This window comes from Legionella fallonii LLAP-10 (genome assembly GCF_000953135.1).
GTDB classification, from domain to species: Bacteria; Pseudomonadota; Gammaproteobacteria; order Legionellales; family Legionellaceae; genus Legionella; species Legionella fallonii.
On the sequence record NZ_LN614827.1, the window covers coordinates 2,554,197 to 2,571,638 of the forward strand.

Below are 17,442 nucleotides of genomic sequence, written 5' to 3' on the forward strand. Positions count from 1 at the left end.
ATTAATTAGAACTATCTAACCCTAACATGTATGACTCTTTGCAATAAACTTCTGTAGGATTAAGCAAGGGAGTTAAGTTTTTAGAACACCATCGCTTTGCGGTAATGGCAACTAAAGCCCCTTTGTTCTTTTGTAAGGACCAATTGGCATGTTCCAATAGCAAACTGGCAGCATAAGCTTGCGCCATGCTAAACGCAAAACGTCGCGCAGCGATTTGTTGCTCCTCTTCACCCATAACAGACATGGACTGCATATAAGCCTGCAACACAGTCACTGCAGCAAGAGCGCTCTCTTTAGATGAAGCCAGTTCTTGCGTATTAATATTGTTCAATCGTCCAACAATATCCTGTAAGAAGGGTTCTGCAGCTTGTTCTTTGCGAATGGCGCGTAATACATCGAGACTTAGAATATTCGTCGTCCCTTCCCAAATCGCTAAAACTTGAGCATCCCGCAACAAACGAGGGAGGCCAGTATCCTCGACATAACCTGCGCCCCCAAAGGCTTCTAATGCTTCACTAACAACCTTGATGGCTTGTTTTGCCGTATAGAGTTTGATTAAGGGTGTCAATAACCTAAGTACCGCTGATTCTGATTGACTAGCCTCTTTAACCTCTTCTTTACCCAAAAGTTCAATGGCATGAAATACCAAATGAAAAGCAGCTTCAAACTCCACTTGCAAATCCGCTAATGTCTCAAAGTGCAGCCCATGCTCTGAAAGAGGACGCCCAAATGCAACACGTTTCGTAGCATAGTCACGAGCAAGAGCAAGAGCACGGCGCATGTAGCCAACAGCGCAACAGGCATTATAAATACGGGTAATATTAAATAGTGAAGAGATCTTTTTTACCCCATCTCCAGGCTCACCAACCAAAATGGCAGAAGCACCATCGAGGGTCAATTCAGCGGTAGGAAGCGCACGAGTACCTAGTTTATCTTTGAGGCGATTAATACGAATGCCATTAAGATGCCCTCCCTGATCGCGTAATTCTAAATAAAACAAACTAAGCCCTTTACTACCACTGGGCGCTCCTTCAATACGAGCAAGAGTCATAGCCATTTGTGAAGTAGTTGCCGAGGTAAACCACTTCACACCATGTAGCCTAAAATGGGAGCCGTCTTGCTTAGCGATGGTGGAGGTATGACTCACATCAGATCCTCCTGTACGTTCTGTCATCCATTGTCCTGAGGTCCAAAATTGATTAGGATCTGCAGAGGTCAAATGACTAAAGGCCCTTTGTTTCAAATAATCGTCGCCATAAAGTTCTATAGCTCGTGCGGCGCCATCAGTCATGGCCAGAGGACAAGTATAGATTGCTGAAGAGGGATGAAAAAGATAAAGCTTAGCAAATTGATGAATACGGGAAAAGGCGCCGTGCTGGCGTTTATAGCCTATTGCTATTAATTGTTCCTCTGCTGAAATTTTGTCTAATTCTTTCCACGCCTGCGATACTTCAATGTGATCTATTCTTTTTCCCCAGGGATCGTAAGGGATATGTCGAGGAGGTTCTGCTTCCGCCATTAAGCCTAACTGATAAATATCTGTAATAACACGCTCTCCAAGTTGGCGCAGTTCGGGCTGCAGTTCCATAAAAATTGAATCAGGAAGCCTCCATTCAAGGTAAGACTTAAGTACTCGATCTTCATCATACTGATTGCCAAGGGCAGGCGGTCTTTGGAAAAATTCGCTCATATTAGTGGTACTCCCTTTCCTATTTTGACTATCTACCTTAACAACTCCAATTGGTAAGTCAAGGATAGATAGGAACAATACTCTTTTAATAATTTCTTAATTTTTTTTTATTATAATACTGAGTAATATTTATCCAAATTGTTTTAATGGAAATACAATGCCAAAAAGTCAAAAAGATAAAAAGTATACAAACCTACGTGAACAGCACTATTATAAAGAATCAGGTAAAAAAGTTTTTCATATAGAAGACAAGAAAGAGCAAGAGAAAATTGATGCATTTATGAAAAGGCATTCGACTACTCCGGCTAGTACTGCTCGTGAATCAGGCTTTTCATCTTATTTATTTGAGATAAATAAAGTTAGAATAAATAAGGCTATGCTGCAAAAGCAAAAGACAGATGAGGGTACCTATTTTCTTTCAAGATCCTCTGCAGCTCCTAAGTTACCTGTTTCCTGCCTTGCATCAGCAGAACATGTTGTCGCGATGCAAGATGAAGTTAGTGATTTTAAATCAGAATTGGAACCTGCTACAAAACAACAGGTCATGTATCAAGTTTTACTATCCTGCAGTACAAAAAGACTGAATGTCAAAAGAGAAACCGCTGCCATTTTAAAAAAAATCACCCAATATGATGAATCGTTAAATAAGAATAATGTCAGTATTACCTATAATAAAGAAAAACGTATTTTTGATATTCAAGTCAGTACCCAAGTGGCCGATATTCAGTTATTGATTCGCTCTCTAACTAGCGTTAAAAAATATAACATCACTAGTTGTGATTTTGCGGACATAAGTTTAAACCAAGGGGTTTGTTTGGTTAAGGAAGATACCTCCAATCCCATTCATGCCCTAGTCAATATTGCAGATTCTGATGGTGAAAAAGGGTTTCTTGAGCGCGATGCCGGTACTACATCAGGACTCAACGCATCGTCTTACCAAGACAGCAATTGGACGTTTAACTTCTTCAAAAATTTGGATGATATGCTACAACAAACGGCTTATCCTCGGAATACTTTCGCTATAAAAATTTTTAAACCATAGTTTGGAACAAAATGAGCCGGCTGTCCTGGTTAAGAGGGAAATAAAGTAAACTGGCTCCTTAACCTGACTATGCGCGTTAGTCGTCATCCTGAGGAGCTTGCGACGAAGGAGCCCCCCGCTATTCAGGAGATCCCTCGCTATGCTCGGGATGACATTTTTCCTTAACCTAATGGCAATGTCCCGACGGCTATAGACCAAAGAGCCTGAACGTTAATTTATAATAAATTGAAAATAATAGTTATATAAATTAGTAAAAGTTCCATCCGTCTGAAACTGGAGTATTGCCTTGTTAATCTGATCAATTTTGTCTTTATTCGCTGGCATAGCGGCAATCCCTATACCATCACCCACCTGAAAATGCTCACTTAATACTCTCACCCTATCCGAGAACTGTTGCTTTAAATAGAGAGCACTTAAATAATTCATAAAAATGGCATCTATTTTGCCCTCGTTTAGGTCCATGGCTATAGAAGTAAATACCTCATAAGGCACAATGCTTATTTGCTGATTAAAGCGTTCGCTTAGATAATCGATGTATGCTTTGCCATGAAGAGCCCCTACTTTTTTACCTTGTAATGCGCTCACATTATCAATAGAAGAGTTCTTGCTCACGAGAAAACCCGCATCACTTGTTAGATAAGGAAGACTAAAAATAATACTATTTTGCTGATTTTGGGTAATCACCATAGCACCAATGGCTAAATCAATTTTATTTTCCTTTAATGCATCAGTTAATTCGATATATTTCATAGGGATAAATTCACAATCCCAACTCAAGCGTTGACAAGCCTTTTTCATATAATCTATATCAAAACCCGAAACTCCTTGTTTAGGATCATTAATAGAATAAGGAGGAGCATACTTTGGTGTTCCAATTTTGATTTTGGCTTGAGCGGAAATACAAAAACAGCATAATAAAATGATGAGGCAGATATTTTTCATGTTTTTAACCTGCATCGTGAACTATTTATCTTGATTATAGAACAGTTCCTAATAGATGAAGCAATTTTCCTCCCTAGTAGCATTTAGAAAGCTGTTTACTTTATACTGACATTAATCAATGTCATATGAATGCTTGCGTCTATAATGTACATAACCAATGTAATCGTTCGTATAATGGCGTCAACTTAAGGATGTGTAGCCGTCGCAATCCGAGATTGAGGCTAGATTCTTGTATTATACGAGTTCGTTCCCTGGGTATGCTTAAATCATGAAGGAGATTAGATGAAACGAGTTATTTTATTATTTTTATTTTCCAGCGCACTTTTTGCGGTCCAATCCCCTTCACCAACAGTGGAAAATGCGTGCACTAGCTGCTCTCATCAATGTACTAGAGCGTATGAACATCAGGCTGGCCTTTGCATGCCTTATATAGGAAACACCTTAGATAAATTTCCTAAAGCATGCCAAGAAATTAATAATACGTTTAATGACTGTCAAAGCAAATGTCCTTGTGCATCCAATTAAACAGGAATATAAATATAAGGATGTTTATTCTATTCAAAGCAACACATCCAGTGGTAGGAAAACGGCAATAAAAATAAAATGGTCTATAATTTACAGATAACTATCTAAATTTAAGGAGCAGGAGCCAGATGATAGAATATACGTATAGGGAATTTAAAATTCAGTACGATATAAAACATGAAAAAAGGGATATCAATTTATATAGAGCTTATGGCTATGCACAATGTGTAAAAAATAAAAAAAATAACAATCCCAAGATTAATTTTACAACTGAATTTCCCACAATAGAGGGAGCTCAAGAAGGAATAAAAAAAATCATTAAAGATTATATAGATTTTGAGTGGGATCAATTTAATAAAATAAAAAATGAGCTTTCTAGAGTAAGCTAATGAGAATTCAACATAGATGCTAGTAGTGAGTGCATCGGTCAACATTATGAGTATGATGCGCCAAATAGCCTCGCCCCCTGATAAGGACTGAATAGAGTTCTTTCGAAAGAAGTCTAATGTCAGCTTAAGGATTTTGAGGTAATCATAGGTTGGCTTAAGAATCAGATAAGTCAGATAATCCTGTAGCTATGGGATTAACCCCTATATTAGGATTAACACCACAATCATCAAGCAATTTGAGTAAATTATTTCCCTTACGAGTTAATCGCTTAATACAGTATTCATCTAGATAACTTTTTAAGACATAATAATAATCAGGTAGAGTCATAATCTTCAGTATTTTCTCAGCCCTATCCAAGTGATGGGCGATTCCATGATCACAAGCCTGAAATAAGACCGCCCCTAGCATGGCGACAATACTTGCCTGTCGTTGAGGATTAGACTGATAAAAGCGTTGAATACATTCATCAAGAGCCCTATCTTTATCCCATTCAATCCACTCATCATAAAGATACATCGCCATATCTGAATTAAAATTATCAGCATTGATCAGCTCCTGCATGGCATAAGCCACTGGAACCACTGCTTGCACGTTAGCCCAAGAACAGTTGCCACTAATTTGTGACTTAATAGGTAATTGAGCTACAGGCACTAAACCTAATTGCTGGTTAATTGCTTGATGAAAATAACGTCTACTTTGTTTTTTATACAAAGATTCTTGAATAAATCTTACTGTCAGTGCTTCAGGTCTGGTAATCCTATAAATATTGGCGCTCCCTTCTTTAAGACTATTCTCACCTCGATCAATTTTCGCCCACCACTGATGAAAACGAATAAAACAAAAAGCATGCCCGCGACTGGCTACAGGCAAAATAAGCATAGGCGCATTTAGTAATTCTTTTATGCGATGAAGTTGACTGTCATTCAGCCTAGGCTGATGTTGGTATTGTAACAGCTCATCTGCATCTGCAAACGCATCCATAATAGTATGGATCAAGGGAAAAAGATCTCGTAAATGGCGGGTAGAATAGCTACTAATAAACCGGCGTAAAGAATCCTTCACCACAGCAACAGTAAACTCTAAAATAAACCCTTCATAATCTAACTCAATAAATTCGCCTTTAGCATTTACAATATCGACATCACCTTGCAATTCAAAACGATGTCCCAAAAGCTTGGCGTTTATAAAATCTTGAGCAAAATCCAGTTTAGCTCCAAACTGATAGAGCAAATGCTTTAGAGGATCTTGGCCACGTAACACGGGATAAACTAATACAGACAGTCCATTTCGTGTATACGCATTCGCATCAGCTCCATTGGTTAATAACAAACGAGTCATTTCCAAATCATTGTTATCTACGGCCCAATGCAAGGGAGTTCGCCCTGTAACATCAGGCTTATTGACATCAACTTGACGATGAATTAATTGTTCAGCAATTTTGACTTGGCGAGTAATGGCGCATTCAATTAAAGGAGTAAAACCATATTCATCAATATCATCTAAAGAATTTCCTTCGCGCAGATAGGCCTCAAACTCAGGCATTCTATGGCTGATAATGTCATTAGCGATAGTCATTTAGGGCCCCCGAGGGGTTGGTGTGGAAGTAAATCGAGGCATATTTCCTAGACGTAATTGTTTTTCCTTTTCTTGCTCTCTTTTCTCGTTATCAAACTCACGCCGTGCTTTGGTATTTAATGGGGGTTCAGGATTTAAATTCGGATCAATTCCATCAAAGCGCTGACTATCTAATGCAGGATGTTGCAAAATACTATTTTGCAATTCTCCCTCAGGACCTGCTTTGGGCTCCTCATCTGAATGCTCACGTGCTTTAACTGGAGCTAATTGTCGCTCCCCTTGTTGTTCTGCAAGCCGTCTTTTTCTTTCCATAGATCGGGTTTCTGCAACCAAGAAAGAACTTTCGCGCCCTTTCGTAGGTAAACGAGTAGGTAAATCCGTGCGAGATGCTTTTTTCAGTAGTACATAAACAGCTTCTAAACCACCATCTTTGACTTGAGCACTATAAAAAGCTAATACCTCATCCAATTGAGGTAGCCATTGATTTACCAGGTTTTTTATTAAAGGGGGCACGCCGTGACGACTATCTTTCCCATGAATAATCAATACACATCGCTCATAAATTTGTGCCTGACTTGAGATAAATTGTATTAGAGCTTCACGAGCTGCTTCTGTTTTCAACCCCTTTAAATCAAGCATTGCATCCCATGCAATTTGTCCATTTTTAAGCGCGTGCACGCTTTTGGTCGGTACTCGTGATTTGGAGTACGACAAAACAGCATCTGAAGTAACCGGATCGCTAATAAAATCCGACAAAGAATAATTTGTAGCCATTTTTTCCACAATGTAACAGTTATCTTTAAAGTATAACTTAGGTTAAAAAAACTAGAATATTTTTTCTAAATACAGATCACCGTAATACTCAACAATTGAGCTGATTGTATTTTTGTTATTTTCATTATTGAGTATATACCTAAAAGATGAGATGAACAATTTGAACATGTTTCTATCATTAGTCATGGATGCAAAAAACACTTGGGCCAATTGATATTCGCTCTATGCGACGGCTGCGGACATAGCCCAGATACAGCAAAAGAAATACTCATCGGGCTTTGGCCATAGCCGAAACATCATTCTAAGGCCCTCTCCCTAACCCTCTCCCGCGATTGAGTATTTAGTTCCAATCAAAATTTCTCACGCGGGCGAGGGGACTTTTCGTGCCATCTGAATATTATACTGACTCTTATTCCCTCTCCATCAATTGAGTATTTAGTTCTAATCAAAATTTCTCGCGCGGACGAGGGAACTTTTCGTGCCATCTGAATATTATTCTGACTCTTACTCCCTCTCCATCAATTGAGTATTTAGTTCTAATCAAAATTCCTCGCGCGGACGAGGGAACTTTTCGTGCCATCTGAATATTATTCTGACTCTTACTCCCTCTCCACCGAGGGAGAGGGGGAATGTACTTCATTTCTTCCTTGGCTTAACGGCTATGGGCTGGTCCTAATGTTGGGTCATGAGCTTAACCTACATATGATGACTCTGTTACCTAATCACAAAAAATCTCTTTGCAAAATTTCAGCGATTTGTACGGCGTTCGTTGCCGCACCTTTACGAATATTGTCTGCAACAACCCATAAATTTAATCCGCAAGGATGAGAAATATCTTGTCTAATGCGACCAACAAAGACCTCATCGCGCCCTATAGCATTCCCTATAGCCGTCGGGTAATCTAATTTCACCGTATTATCCACCACCTTAACACCAGGAGCTTTGGACAAAATGGTACGTGCTTCGGATGCAGTCATTGGCCTTTTCAGTTCAACATGAATGGCTTCAGAATGACCATAAATAACAGGAACCCGGACTGCGGTAGGATTAACAGAAATATTGTCATCTTCCATGATTTTGTGTGTTTCCCAAACCATTTTCATTTCTTCACGAGTATAGCCATTTTCTTCAAACTGATCGATATGAGGAATAGCATTAAACGCAATTTGCTTCGGATACACATCCACTGTTGCAGGCCGACCATTTAATAAATCACTCACCTGAGTAATCAGTTCACTAATCGCCTTTTTCCCTGTGCCCGAGACCGATTGATAAGTAGCAACGTTAATTCGAGCAATACCTGCCGCGTCATATAAAGGCTTTAGCGCAACGACCATCTGAATAGTGGAACAATTAGGATTAGCAATGATCCCTCTTTTAGTATATTCAGCAATTCGATGAGGATTTACCTCTGGAACTACTAAAGGAATATCGTCCTCATAGCGAAAACAGGAGGTATTATCAATAACGATACATCCCTCAGCAACTGCCTTAGGGGCATACTCTTTAGAAACAGAGCCTCCTGCTGAAAATAATGCGATATCTGCTTTGCTGAAATCGAATTCGGCCAAATCCAAAACATCCAGCACTTGGTTTCTAAAGGTCACCGTTTTCCCTACTGAGCGAGAACTAGCCAATGGATATAATGTATCTACTGGAAAATCTCTTTCTTCCAATACTGTTAAAAACGTTTCCCCAACAGCTCCTGTTGCACCTACTATGGCTACATTTAATCGTCTGCTCATTATTATAACCTCTTCATTTCGTCGTCGTTTCGTAATAAACCTCTTTCACAATAAAGAGGTCTAATGTGGGCTAGGGGTTGTTGAGAATTCGCTATTTCAGCTCAGAATAGTAGAATTATCAATAACACCTAGCGGCATTGAGCCTTGTCCCTCAAATAATGATCCATCAACACCAAAGCCATCATCGCTTCTGCTATAGGCACTGCTCTGATTCCTACACAAGGATCATGTCGTCCTTTAGTCACCACAGTCACTTCTTCTCCTGCGGTATTAATAGTTTTACCCGGCGTAATAATACTCGACGTGGGCTTTAAGGCGATACTGACTTCTATATTTTGCCCTGTAGAAATCCCTCCTAAAATACCCCCAGCATTATTACTCAGAAATCCTTGTCGCGACATTTGATCCCTATGCTCACTTCCCAATTGGGATACTGCCGCAAAGCCAGCGCCTATTTCCACCCCTTTAACTGCATTAATAGACATCATGGCAAAGGCTAAAGTCGCATCCAATTTATCAAAAACTGGATCCCCTAGTCCGACAGGAACTCCTTTAGCGACAACTTTCACTCGGGCACCAACTGAATCGCCCTGTCGTCTTAGTTGATCTATATAATTAGCTAGCTCTTCAATTTGTTTGCTATTTGGACAAAAGAAAGGGTTATTATCAATTTCCTTTTCCTCTTCAAAATGCACCTGAAAATCGCCCATCTGCTGCAAATAGCCTACTATTTCAATATTTACAACCCGCTGCAAATACAAACGCGCAATGGCTCCAGCAGCAACTCGAGCCGCTGTTTCTCGAGCTGATGAACGCCCTCCACCACGATAATCCCTATGTTTGTATTTATGATGATAGGTATAATCCGCATGTCCGGGACGAAATAAATCTTTAATTTCCTCATAATCACGCGAACGTTGATCCGTATTGTGAATCAATAAAGCAATAGGGGCTCCTGTTGTCTTTCCCTCAAAAATACCGGAGAGAATTTGCACTTTATCCTCTTCTCGTCGTTGAGTGGTATATTTTGATTGCCCTGGTTTACGCTTGTCCAAAAAAGGTTGAATGTCCTCTTCATGCAAGGCCAAGCCAGGCGGACAACCATCAACAATACAACCTAGTGCAGGTCCGTGACTCTCACCAAAAGTGGTTACAGAAAATAATGTTCCAATTGTGTTTCCTGACATTATTAAAAATACTCTTCCAATTGTTGTTTAGTTAGTAAAAATACTCCCTGACCACCATGGCTCATCTCAAGCCAAGTAAAAGGTACTGAGGGATAAGCCTCGCATAAGGCCTCTTCACTGTTACCTACCTCAACTACTAAAATTCCATGATCACTTAAATAAGCATGTGCATTTTTGAGAATTTTATCAACAATAGCTAAACCATTATTGGTTGCTTCCAATGCTAAAACAGGCTCATGACGAAACTCATCAGGCAAAGTCTGCATCTCAACCTTACCCACATAGGGAGGATTGCTCACTATAAGATCGTACTTCGTAGGAGGAACATTATTAAAACAATCCGATTCAATTAAAGTTAACTGCTCTTCTACGCCTAATTGTTCTCTATTAATTGCGGCTACAGCAAGAGCCTCGGAGGAAATATCAACCGCATCAACTTGAGCATCAGGAAAGGCATAACAACATGCAATAGCAATGCACCCGCTTCCAGTACATAGATCCAGAACATGATGAATGTTATCTGCGTCTATCCAAGGAGCGAATTGATTATGAATCAGTTCAGCGATAGGCGAACGAGGAATAAGTACACGCTCATCAACATAAAAAGGTAAATCACAAAAATAAGCTTCTTTAATTAAATAAGGAACGGGAACACGTTGATTAATTCGTTTTTCCAATTGCTGGCATAAGTGCTTTTTTTCGCTGGTTGTCAATCTTCCATTTAATAAGTCGGGATCAACATCATAAGGTAAGGCCAGACTTCTTAAAATCAACGAACGCATATCATCCCATGCATTGTCCGTTCCATGACCGTAATACAATTGTGCTTTGATAGCACAAGTCAGGCTAAAACGTAAAAAATCAAGAATAGTAACCAGTTCTTCCGTTTCTTTAATTAGATAATAAGTCATTAATACTCCAGTTGCCTTTTTTTTGGGGCGTATTCATCATTCATCCAAGCAAGCACAAATTGTACTCTATGTTAGAAAAGATTTCCTCCTTTGCATAAGCCCTGATAAATAGCAACGATGCGCAACCTAAGTTATACTTTAAGTATAATGATTTAATTGCAGTAAAAAATGGCTGATGATTTCCTGTCTGACGAGGACAAAGCTCTGTTTCGTGCTCATATGCGTTCAGTAAAGCCATTAAGTAAACAAACGCCTCGGGTTGATACTCAAACAACGCCACCAGAAGTGCCGAAAAAAATAAGGACTCCGTCATTACCCCATAAAAAAACGGAGCATGAGAAAGAATATTATTTGTCTGATTTCATTAGCGAAACAGTACTGTCTAATACCCTTCTATCCTATTGCCGTCCCAGCCTTACAACCAAAAGATTTAAAGCATTAAAGAATGGCCAAATTCCATGGGAAGCCCGCCTTGATTTACATGGACTAAGAACGGAAACAGCCCGTGACTCCCTACGGCATTTCATTCAAGCACAAGTAAATAATGGCAAACGCTGCTTACTTATTATTCATGGCAAAGGCGGACATGAAGGAGCTCCGCCAGTAATCAAAAATCTAGTGAATCGCTGGTTACCGCAATTCGACGAAGTTTTAGCTTTTCACAGTGCTCAAGCTAGAGATGGAGGACATGGAGCGGTCTATGTTTTATTAAAAAGAAATAGAGAAGAATAACGGCATTACTTGCGTTAACTCCTTATTCTAAGGATAATTCGTCCCATTATTCCCATTTCTAGAGTGCATTATGGAACATTTAGGTCAATTTATTATGAATCACTGGCTACTTTGGCTAGCCTTTATCATTATTTTAACGTTAACTTTTATTAATGAATTAATTTCACAAAAAAAGAAAGCAAAAGAATTATCCCCTCAAGCAGCTGTGGCTATGCTCAATAATGATGAGGCGATCATTGTTGATTTACGCGATAAAGAATCCTATAAAGCAGGACATATTATCGACTCAGTTAATGCAACTGTTGAAGATTTCGCGCAGCCGAAAATGAATAAATACAAAAATAAAAATATAATTTTAGTTTGCGCGCGCGGCTTGCAATCTCCGGCTGCGGCTGCCAAAATCCGTACCCAAGGCTACCAACCATTAGTATTAGGTGGTGGTATTGCTGCATGGCAAAATGCTGAGCTTCCTTTAGTTAAAGGTAAAGGTTAATACCATGCCCCAAGTGATTATGTACAGTACAGGTTATTGTCCTTATTGCTCCAGAGCAAAAGAGTTATTAAATAAAAAAAATGTACCTTTTACTGAGATTCGCGTTGATTTACAACCTGAATTACGTGACGAAATGATTGCAAAAAGTGGTAGGCGTACCGTACCCCAAATTTTCATTAATGGCCAAGCTATTGGTGGCTGCGATGACTTATATGCCCTGGAAGCCCAGGGAAAATTAAACCAACTGTTAAAAGGATAGGAATATCATGACTGCACAATCTAATACAGACCAAGGCAATAACGAAGCTCAATTCATGATTCAACGTATCTATGTCAAAGATTTATCTTATGAAACACCCAATACACCGGCAGTATTTCAACAACAATGGGAACCAGAACTGAATTTGGATTTAAATACCACTAGTACCCAACTTGAAAATGGTGTTTTTGAAGTAGTATTAACAGTAACTGCTACAGTCGCCAATCAAAAAACAACTGCATTCTTGGTTGAAGTAAAACAAGCAGGTATTTTCACCATCCAAGGTGCTCCAGATAACCAACTCGATCACTTGCTCAATAGCTTCTGCCCCAGCATTCTCTTCCCTTATGCTCGTGAAGCAATTACCTCTCAAGTAATCCGTGGTAGCTTCCCCCAACTCGTTCTCGCTCCTATCAATTTTGATGCATTATACATGCAACAATTGGAAGAAAGACAAAAATCTGGTGCTGGAGTTACAGAAGAAGCCTCTCATTAGAAATGAATAAATATACTATTGCTATGTTGGGTGCCGGTTCATGGGGCACCGCCGTTGCAATACATTTATCAAAAGTAGGGCATCGTGTTTTGCTGTGGGCACATAACCCACAGCACGTTGCCCTTATGGCGAAGGAAGGCAGTAATTTAAATTATCTTCCTGATATTTCTTTTCCTACAAGCCTCTTTCCTGTGGCAGATTTAGAGCAATGCCTTAGAGAGGCTGATTATGTGTTCATTGCTGTTCCTTCCCATGCATTTATGGAACTCATCAGCAAAATTAAAAAACCACCTCAAGGATTAACCTGGCTTACTAAAGGTGTGGATCCGGTGAGCCATCAATTATTAAGCGAGCTCGTGTTTCAGCACTTCGGTGAAGATTATCCAATAGGGGTATTATCAGGTCCTTCTTTTGCTAAAGAAGTGGCACGCTTTTTACCTACAGCTCTAACTTTAGCAAGCAATAATTTGGCCTATCAAAAAAGCATTCACCATTTAGTGCACCACGATAATGTTCGTGTCTATTCAAGCGAAGACTTAATTGGTGTACAATTATGTGGCGCAGTGAAAAATGTTTTAGCAATAGCCTGTGGCATTAGTGATGGTTTAGGTTATGGCTCTAATGCGAAAGCAGCCTTAATTACTCGGGGCTTGGCCGAAATGAGTCGTTTAGGGCTTAGCTTAGGTGCTAAGCAAGATACCTTTTTAGGACTAGCTGGTGTAGGGGATTTAGTACTTACTTGCACGGATGATCAATCTCGTAATCGTCGATTTGGGTTGCTTTTGGGACATAATATCTCTATTGATAAAGCTGAAAAACAAATCGGGCAAGTTGTCGAAGGGAAACATAATGCAGCACAAATTTGTACTATAGCCCGAGGTCATCAAATAGAAATGCCTATATGTGAACAGATCAATGCCCTTTTAGAAAATAAAATAAATGCCAAACAGGCTGTTAGCATTTTAATGAGTCGCCCCGCTAAGGAAGAATAGACTCCTGCTGAGGCGCATTGTGAGAAGGAAAAAGCAGTTGAGTTTCGCAAGAACTCTAATGGTCAAAGTTGTAAGGAAAGATGTATGAGTAAAAATTCTTTAAATACCCAATATATTTCATGGTTAACCAGATTCATGGAAAGGAGTAGCGAATACTCAGTGAAAGGAATAGTAAGGCCACTAATCACTGGGCTTTCTACAGCAACATCTCTTGAAGAGCTACTGCAAGCAATCCAACGTCATCCACCATTAAAGTCTGATGAGCCCTCATCAAGTTCCCCTGTTGTTTATGGCCCTATTAATCTACATGACCAGCTATCGAAATGGCAAAAACAATTACAAGAGGCGGTAAATAAATATCCTGCAGCTAAAAAAACTTTAACTGAATTATTAGAAAAGCAACAATTTCCCCTTCCTTTACTACCTTTAATAGTTCTTCTCAATAAAATAATAAATACCTCAAAATTTCAACTGCATTGCAGAATATTCAGCTTAATCGCCCATCTGAGTGCTGAAGAAGAATTTCTTGAAGTGTTAGATTTTATTGCTAGTTTAAAAGAAACACCCCAACTACCTAAAGAAAGTTTACCCTCAGGGTCGTTCCTAGCTCAGAACCCCATTAACACCAATCATCAGCAGTGCCTTGCACTCTTAAATACGGTGGCAACACAGTATAATGAAAAAAATAAACTAAGTGGGCTAGCAAATGGTCTACTACAAGACTCCCTCTTAATTTATCAAGAGACTCTCTCGGAAGAGACTGATTTGTCTTATGAAGTTAGGCTATCCTGTCAAGAAGAAAAAGAAGAGACACAACAAGTGATAGTCAATAATTATTGTGTATTGTTTTAGCAAAAAGCTGCCATTAAATTAACCTCAGTTTCAGATAAAATCACGGGACAATGTAGCCTGGGCGCAGCGTTAGCGTAACCCAGGATCAGGATTGACTTTATTGCATCTTATCAGGTATATAAAGAAGTTCTAATGCGGCGTTTATCCTGATTTTTGGTGCCACACCGTTCCTGGGTTACGCTAACGCTGCACCCAGGCTATAACTCTTATCAGAAACTGACGTTAAATTAATAACATCGCTGCCACGCAGAAACTTGCGAAGAAGGATCGCCTTGTAGTAATAATTGTTATTATTCATTATTGCTGAACTAATCGTATTTCCAATAGAGGTTGTTGTTCCTCCACTTCAGACAAACAGTTATTGATCTTAGATTGTAACGTCTTCCACCGTTTCCCTTTCAAAGACCGGATGTAGTCAACAATATGAAAATAGATATTTAACTCGTCTTCAGCCAATGGAGGTTTTACCGATTTTAATTTTTTTACGTCATCCCATTCGATAAAATCATTTGGAAGACTAAAGGAACTAGTCTTAGTTGATTTGTTCCAAGGCAGCCAAGAAAAAATTGATTTAGAATGAGGACGAGAGGCCTCTGCTATCAATGATGCTGTTGCCGTTTGTTGCGACTCCATTGATTCAGTTGATCTCTTAGGATTACGCGGTGATAATAAAGGAGCAATCCGCTCGATGGAAGAAGAATCTTGTTGAGTATTCACTTCAAACCACGCATCTAAAATTCTCCCTACCGCTTTGATATTTTTGACTAGTTTTTTCTGACTTTGATTCCAGGCCGGAGGTGGAGAGGACTGGTTGGCCCATTTTTTCATAGTACTTTCAAAAACAGCGGCTGCTCGTCCTGCTTGTTGAATCCCTTCAATACTGGTGACATAGGGTAGCACTCTGACGAGGACCAGATTCACATCATTGATAGTAGTAATCATTAATCCTTTGAAATGTCTGCGAATATTCATGGACTCCATTTTGCCTGTGCATGCAGATTCCTTGATTGGTTCTTTTTTGTCCAAAAATTTCATCGCCTTTTGCATTGCAATCATTTCTAAGGACTTGGCGATTTTTTCTATGAGTTTCTTACTCTCAGTAGCCGTTTGTGGAAAGCCTGTAGGTCCTCCAGAAATGCTGGATACTGGGATATTGACATAAAAACTGCCTTGCGGCTGAATGCATTCTTTCCAAATCACATCAAGAATATGGCAGGCTTGATATAGAGCTTGTTCCGCATGAAGTTCATCTTGTGAATAACTCCTCACAAAAAAACCCATGTCATTATAAGCGCTTAATTCTAGACTCTCTAATTCCTCTATTTGTTCTATGTATTGAAAATGAGTATTTAAGAACTTTAAATAACCACAAAGATTTTCTAAAAAAAATAATACCTCTTCTATTCCTGAGGAAATAACCGCCCCCTGAAAACCCGCGTATTGTGCAATAGCTACTGTATTATTGGAATGTTCAACAATGCTGTTACCTATCCATTCATTAAGAGAATGACTTACGCCACCAATTTTGAGAGGCTCTTGTAATAAGTCATTAATTTTACAGATTGCTTCTTTTGAAACTCTTATGGGAAGTATTTTTTCGGCCGATTGACTGTCATTTTTAGGTATCACATGCCCCCCTTTTTATTATGAACTATCTAATATACGCTATCTTTTAACAAGGACAGGCGCAGCATAATAAAAGATCAAAATTAATTACTCAATATCTTTTAGTTTTTTTTTTAGTCAAAAAGTAATGAAAGAGAATCTATCCGTGTAATTTTTTGAATTATTCGCTATTTATCGAATAAAAAGCGTAGCCTTGATACAGCGATAGCATAATCAAAGTTTATTATTTTACGATTTCAATTGGTGTTTTCTACTCATTATTAGAATGAAAACCTTGATTACGCTATCGCTGTATCAAGGCTATATGGTCTGTATATAATGACGGATTTGTGATAGCAAAGCTATTGCTGAGCTAATGCCACCTCTAAAGGCTTGTTATAAACCATTAATTTATTGCATCAACCAATTCTATATCATCAATCGTTAACTCTTCCCCCAAAAAGATCTTGCCTACAGCCTGAAATCTTTTCACCGAATCAGTGACCAAATAATTTACTTTAATGGCAATACCTAAGTCATCATTAAGTAAATTTTGTTCTTCTAATAAAGAATGTAGTGATAGTGCAGTAGCTTGAGCTGAATCAACAATGGCTACACCTTCTGGCAATATACTAGCAAGCAATGGTTTAAATACAGGGAAATGGGTACAGCCCAGCAAAACTGCATCTTCACCACTAAAGTCAGTTAAGTAATGCTTTAATGCCTCACGCGCCACAGCATTATCCACCATCCCCTCTTCCGCTAAAGCGACTAAAACGCTACAAGCACGGCTAGAAATGACCGCTTGAGGGAGTTTTTGCGCGATTAACTCCTGATATGCTTGGGAAGCAATAGTAGTTTCTGTAGCTAAAACAGCGATGCGCTGATTTTTAGTTGCCGCAACTGCTGCCGAAGCACCCGGAGCAACTACCCCAAGGACAGGAATTTCAGGTAACATACTTTGTAAATGTGGCAGGGCAGCGGTAGTCGCTGTATTACAAGCAATCACCAAAGCCTTAATACGACGCTCCACTAAGAGCCTCGCCATTTGCATAGCATATTGCTTTACCGTATCAGGACTCTTAGTACCATAGGGAAGACGAGCGGTGTCCCCCAAGTAAACAAAAGATTCTTGTGGCAAATGGGCCCTTAAGGCTCTTAGTACAGTTAATCCCCCCATTCCTGAATCAAATACACCAATAGCCAATTGCCTGGAATTCAATTCAATTCTC

At 39.3% G+C, this 17,442-nt stretch carries 18 protein-coding genes; 9 read left to right on the top strand and 9 right to left on the bottom strand.

Going from position 1 to position 17,442, the window contains the following annotated elements:
- Position 1: 1 nt before the first annotated feature.
- Positions 2-1,690, bottom strand: a complete 1,689-nt coding sequence (locus tag LFA_RS10385) for an acyl-CoA dehydrogenase family protein (protein WP_045096127.1) — start codon at positions 1,688-1,690, stop codon at positions 2-4.
- A gap of 157 nt (positions 1,691-1,847) precedes the next feature.
- On the opposite strand from LFA_RS10385, the gene LFA_RS10390 reads away from it, so the two are divergent.
- Entirely contained in the window at positions 1,848-2,732 is an 885-nt protein-coding gene (locus tag LFA_RS10390; RefSeq protein ID WP_045096128.1) for a hypothetical protein, read from the top strand.
- 210 nt (positions 2,733-2,942) lie between these two features.
- On the opposite strand, the gene LFA_RS10395 is transcribed toward LFA_RS10390, so the two are convergent.
- A complete protein-coding gene (locus LFA_RS10395) occupies positions 2,943-3,674 on the bottom strand; it encodes a transporter substrate-binding domain-containing protein (RefSeq protein ID WP_045097544.1) in 732 nt (243 codons plus the stop codon).
- Between the two features lie 282 nt (positions 3,675-3,956).
- Between LFA_RS10395 and LFA_RS10400 the strand changes: the two genes are divergently transcribed.
- Together LFA_RS10400 and LFA_RS10405 are read left to right on the top strand one after the other, a co-directional pair.
- Positions 3,957-4,199, top strand: coding sequence for a hypothetical protein (locus LFA_RS10400; RefSeq protein ID WP_045096129.1), 243 nt, complete (start codon positions 3,957-3,959; stop codon positions 4,197-4,199).
- A gap of 128 nt (positions 4,200-4,327) precedes the next feature.
- On the top strand, positions 4,328-4,588 hold the full coding sequence (locus LFA_RS10405; protein WP_045096130.1) for a hypothetical protein: 261 nt from the start codon (positions 4,328-4,330) through the stop codon (positions 4,586-4,588).
- A gap of 154 nt (positions 4,589-4,742) precedes the next feature.
- Here LFA_RS10405 and ankH read toward each other — a convergent pair whose 3' ends face one another.
- The 5 genes from ankH to prmB form a co-directional block, all read right to left on the bottom strand.
- Complete coding sequence (ankH, locus tag LFA_RS10410) at positions 4,743-6,164, bottom strand: Dot/Icm T4SS effector AnkH/LegA3 (protein WP_045096131.1); 1,422 nt, start codon at positions 6,162-6,164, stop codon at positions 4,743-4,745.
- Entirely contained in the window at positions 6,165-6,938 is a 774-nt protein-coding gene (locus LFA_RS10415) for a Smr/MutS family protein (protein WP_045096132.1), read from the bottom strand.
- A 722-nt stretch (positions 6,939-7,660) separates the two neighbouring features.
- Entirely contained in the window at positions 7,661-8,683 is a 1,023-nt protein-coding gene (locus tag LFA_RS10425; protein WP_045096134.1) for an aspartate-semialdehyde dehydrogenase, read from the bottom strand.
- Positions 8,684-8,811: 128 nt separating this feature from the next.
- Positions 8,812-9,870, bottom strand: a complete 1,059-nt coding sequence (gene aroC / locus LFA_RS10430) for a chorismate synthase (protein ID WP_045096135.1) — start codon at positions 9,868-9,870, stop codon at positions 8,812-8,814.
- Positions 9,871-9,872: 2 nt separating this feature from the next.
- Positions 9,873-10,781: a 50S ribosomal protein L3 N(5)-glutamine methyltransferase gene (gene prmB, locus LFA_RS10435; RefSeq protein ID WP_045096136.1), complete on the bottom strand. Its 909-nt coding sequence runs from the start codon at positions 10,779-10,781 to the stop codon at positions 9,873-9,875.
- 168 nt (positions 10,782-10,949) lie between these two features.
- Here prmB and LFA_RS10440 point away from each other — a divergent pair, with 168 nt between their 5' ends.
- The 6 genes from LFA_RS10440 to LFA_RS10465 all read left to right on the top strand — a co-directional run bounded on the left by LFA_RS10440 (position 10,950) and on the right by LFA_RS10465 (position 14,605).
- Positions 10,950-11,513, top strand: coding sequence for a Smr/MutS family protein (locus tag LFA_RS10440; protein WP_045096137.1), 564 nt, complete (start codon positions 10,950-10,952; stop codon positions 11,511-11,513).
- A 70-nt stretch (positions 11,514-11,583) separates the two neighbouring features.
- Positions 11,584-12,006: a rhodanese-like domain-containing protein gene (locus LFA_RS10445; protein ID WP_045096138.1), complete on the top strand. Its 423-nt coding sequence runs from the start codon at positions 11,584-11,586 to the stop codon at positions 12,004-12,006.
- Positions 12,007-12,010: 4 nt separating this feature from the next.
- Entirely contained in the window at positions 12,011-12,265 is a 255-nt protein-coding gene (grxC, locus tag LFA_RS10450) for a glutaredoxin 3 (protein ID WP_045096139.1), read from the top strand.
- A gap of 7 nt (positions 12,266-12,272) precedes the next feature.
- Positions 12,273-12,761: a protein-export chaperone SecB gene (gene secB / locus LFA_RS10455; RefSeq protein ID WP_045096140.1), complete on the top strand. Its 489-nt coding sequence runs from the start codon at positions 12,273-12,275 to the stop codon at positions 12,759-12,761.
- A 2-nt stretch (positions 12,762-12,763) separates the two neighbouring features.
- Positions 12,764-13,753 (top strand): NAD(P)H-dependent glycerol-3-phosphate dehydrogenase, encoded by a 990-nt coding sequence (locus LFA_RS10460; protein WP_045096141.1) that lies wholly within the window; start codon positions 12,764-12,766, stop codon positions 13,751-13,753.
- A gap of 84 nt (positions 13,754-13,837) precedes the next feature.
- Positions 13,838-14,605: a hypothetical protein gene (locus tag LFA_RS10465; RefSeq protein ID WP_045096142.1), complete on the top strand. Its 768-nt coding sequence runs from the start codon at positions 13,838-13,840 to the stop codon at positions 14,603-14,605.
- 297 nt (positions 14,606-14,902) lie between these two features.
- Here the strand turns inward: LFA_RS10465 and LFA_RS10470 are convergent, their stop codons facing one another.
- Positions 14,903-16,234: a hypothetical protein gene (locus LFA_RS10470; protein ID WP_045096143.1), complete on the bottom strand. Its 1,332-nt coding sequence runs from the start codon at positions 16,232-16,234 to the stop codon at positions 14,903-14,905.
- Between the two features lie 382 nt (positions 16,235-16,616).
- Complete coding sequence (gene murI / locus LFA_RS10475) at positions 16,617-17,432, bottom strand: glutamate racemase (RefSeq protein WP_045096144.1); 816 nt, start codon at positions 17,430-17,432, stop codon at positions 16,617-16,619.
- Positions 17,433-17,442: the final 10 nt, after the last annotated feature.

What these genes read in the sequence shown, in the direction of transcription:
- LFA_RS10385 (WP_045096127.1), bottom strand. Translation starts at nt 1,690, where the DNA reads ATGAGCGAATTTTTCCAAAGACCGCCTGCCCTTGGCAATCAGTATGAT.
- LFA_RS10390 (WP_045096128.1), top strand. Translation starts at nt 1,848, where the DNA reads ATGCCAAAAAGTCAAAAAGATAAAAAGTATACAAACCTACGTGAACAG.
- LFA_RS10395 (WP_045097544.1), bottom strand. Translation starts at nt 3,674, where the DNA reads ATGAAAAATATCTGCCTCATCATTTTATTATGCTGTTTTTGTATTTCC.
- LFA_RS10400 (WP_045096129.1), top strand. Translation starts at nt 3,957, where the DNA reads ATGAAACGAGTTATTTTATTATTTTTATTTTCCAGCGCACTTTTTGCG.
- LFA_RS10405 (WP_045096130.1), top strand. Translation starts at nt 4,328, where the DNA reads ATGATAGAATATACGTATAGGGAATTTAAAATTCAGTACGATATAAAA.
- ankH (WP_045096131.1), bottom strand. Translation starts at nt 6,164, where the DNA reads ATGACTATCGCTAATGACATTATCAGCCATAGAATGCCTGAGTTTGAG.
- LFA_RS10415 (WP_045096132.1), bottom strand. Translation starts at nt 6,938, where the DNA reads ATGGCTACAAATTATTCTTTGTCGGATTTTATTAGCGATCCGGTTACT.
- LFA_RS10425 (WP_045096134.1), bottom strand. Translation starts at nt 8,683, where the DNA reads ATGAGCAGACGATTAAATGTAGCCATAGTAGGTGCAACAGGAGCTGTT.
- aroC (WP_045096135.1), bottom strand. Translation starts at nt 9,870, where the DNA reads ATGTCAGGAAACACAATTGGAACATTATTTTCTGTAACCACTTTTGGT.
- prmB (WP_045096136.1), bottom strand. Translation starts at nt 10,781, where the DNA reads ATGACTTATTATCTAATTAAAGAAACGGAAGAACTGGTTACTATTCTT.
- LFA_RS10440 (WP_045096137.1), top strand. Translation starts at nt 10,950, where the DNA reads ATGGCTGATGATTTCCTGTCTGACGAGGACAAAGCTCTGTTTCGTGCT.
- LFA_RS10445 (WP_045096138.1), top strand. Translation starts at nt 11,584, where the DNA reads ATGGAACATTTAGGTCAATTTATTATGAATCACTGGCTACTTTGGCTA.
- grxC (WP_045096139.1), top strand. Translation starts at nt 12,011, where the DNA reads ATGCCCCAAGTGATTATGTACAGTACAGGTTATTGTCCTTATTGCTCC.
- secB (WP_045096140.1), top strand. Translation starts at nt 12,273, where the DNA reads ATGACTGCACAATCTAATACAGACCAAGGCAATAACGAAGCTCAATTC.
- LFA_RS10460 (WP_045096141.1), top strand. Translation starts at nt 12,764, where the DNA reads ATGAATAAATATACTATTGCTATGTTGGGTGCCGGTTCATGGGGCACC.
- LFA_RS10465 (WP_045096142.1), top strand. Translation starts at nt 13,838, where the DNA reads ATGAGTAAAAATTCTTTAAATACCCAATATATTTCATGGTTAACCAGA.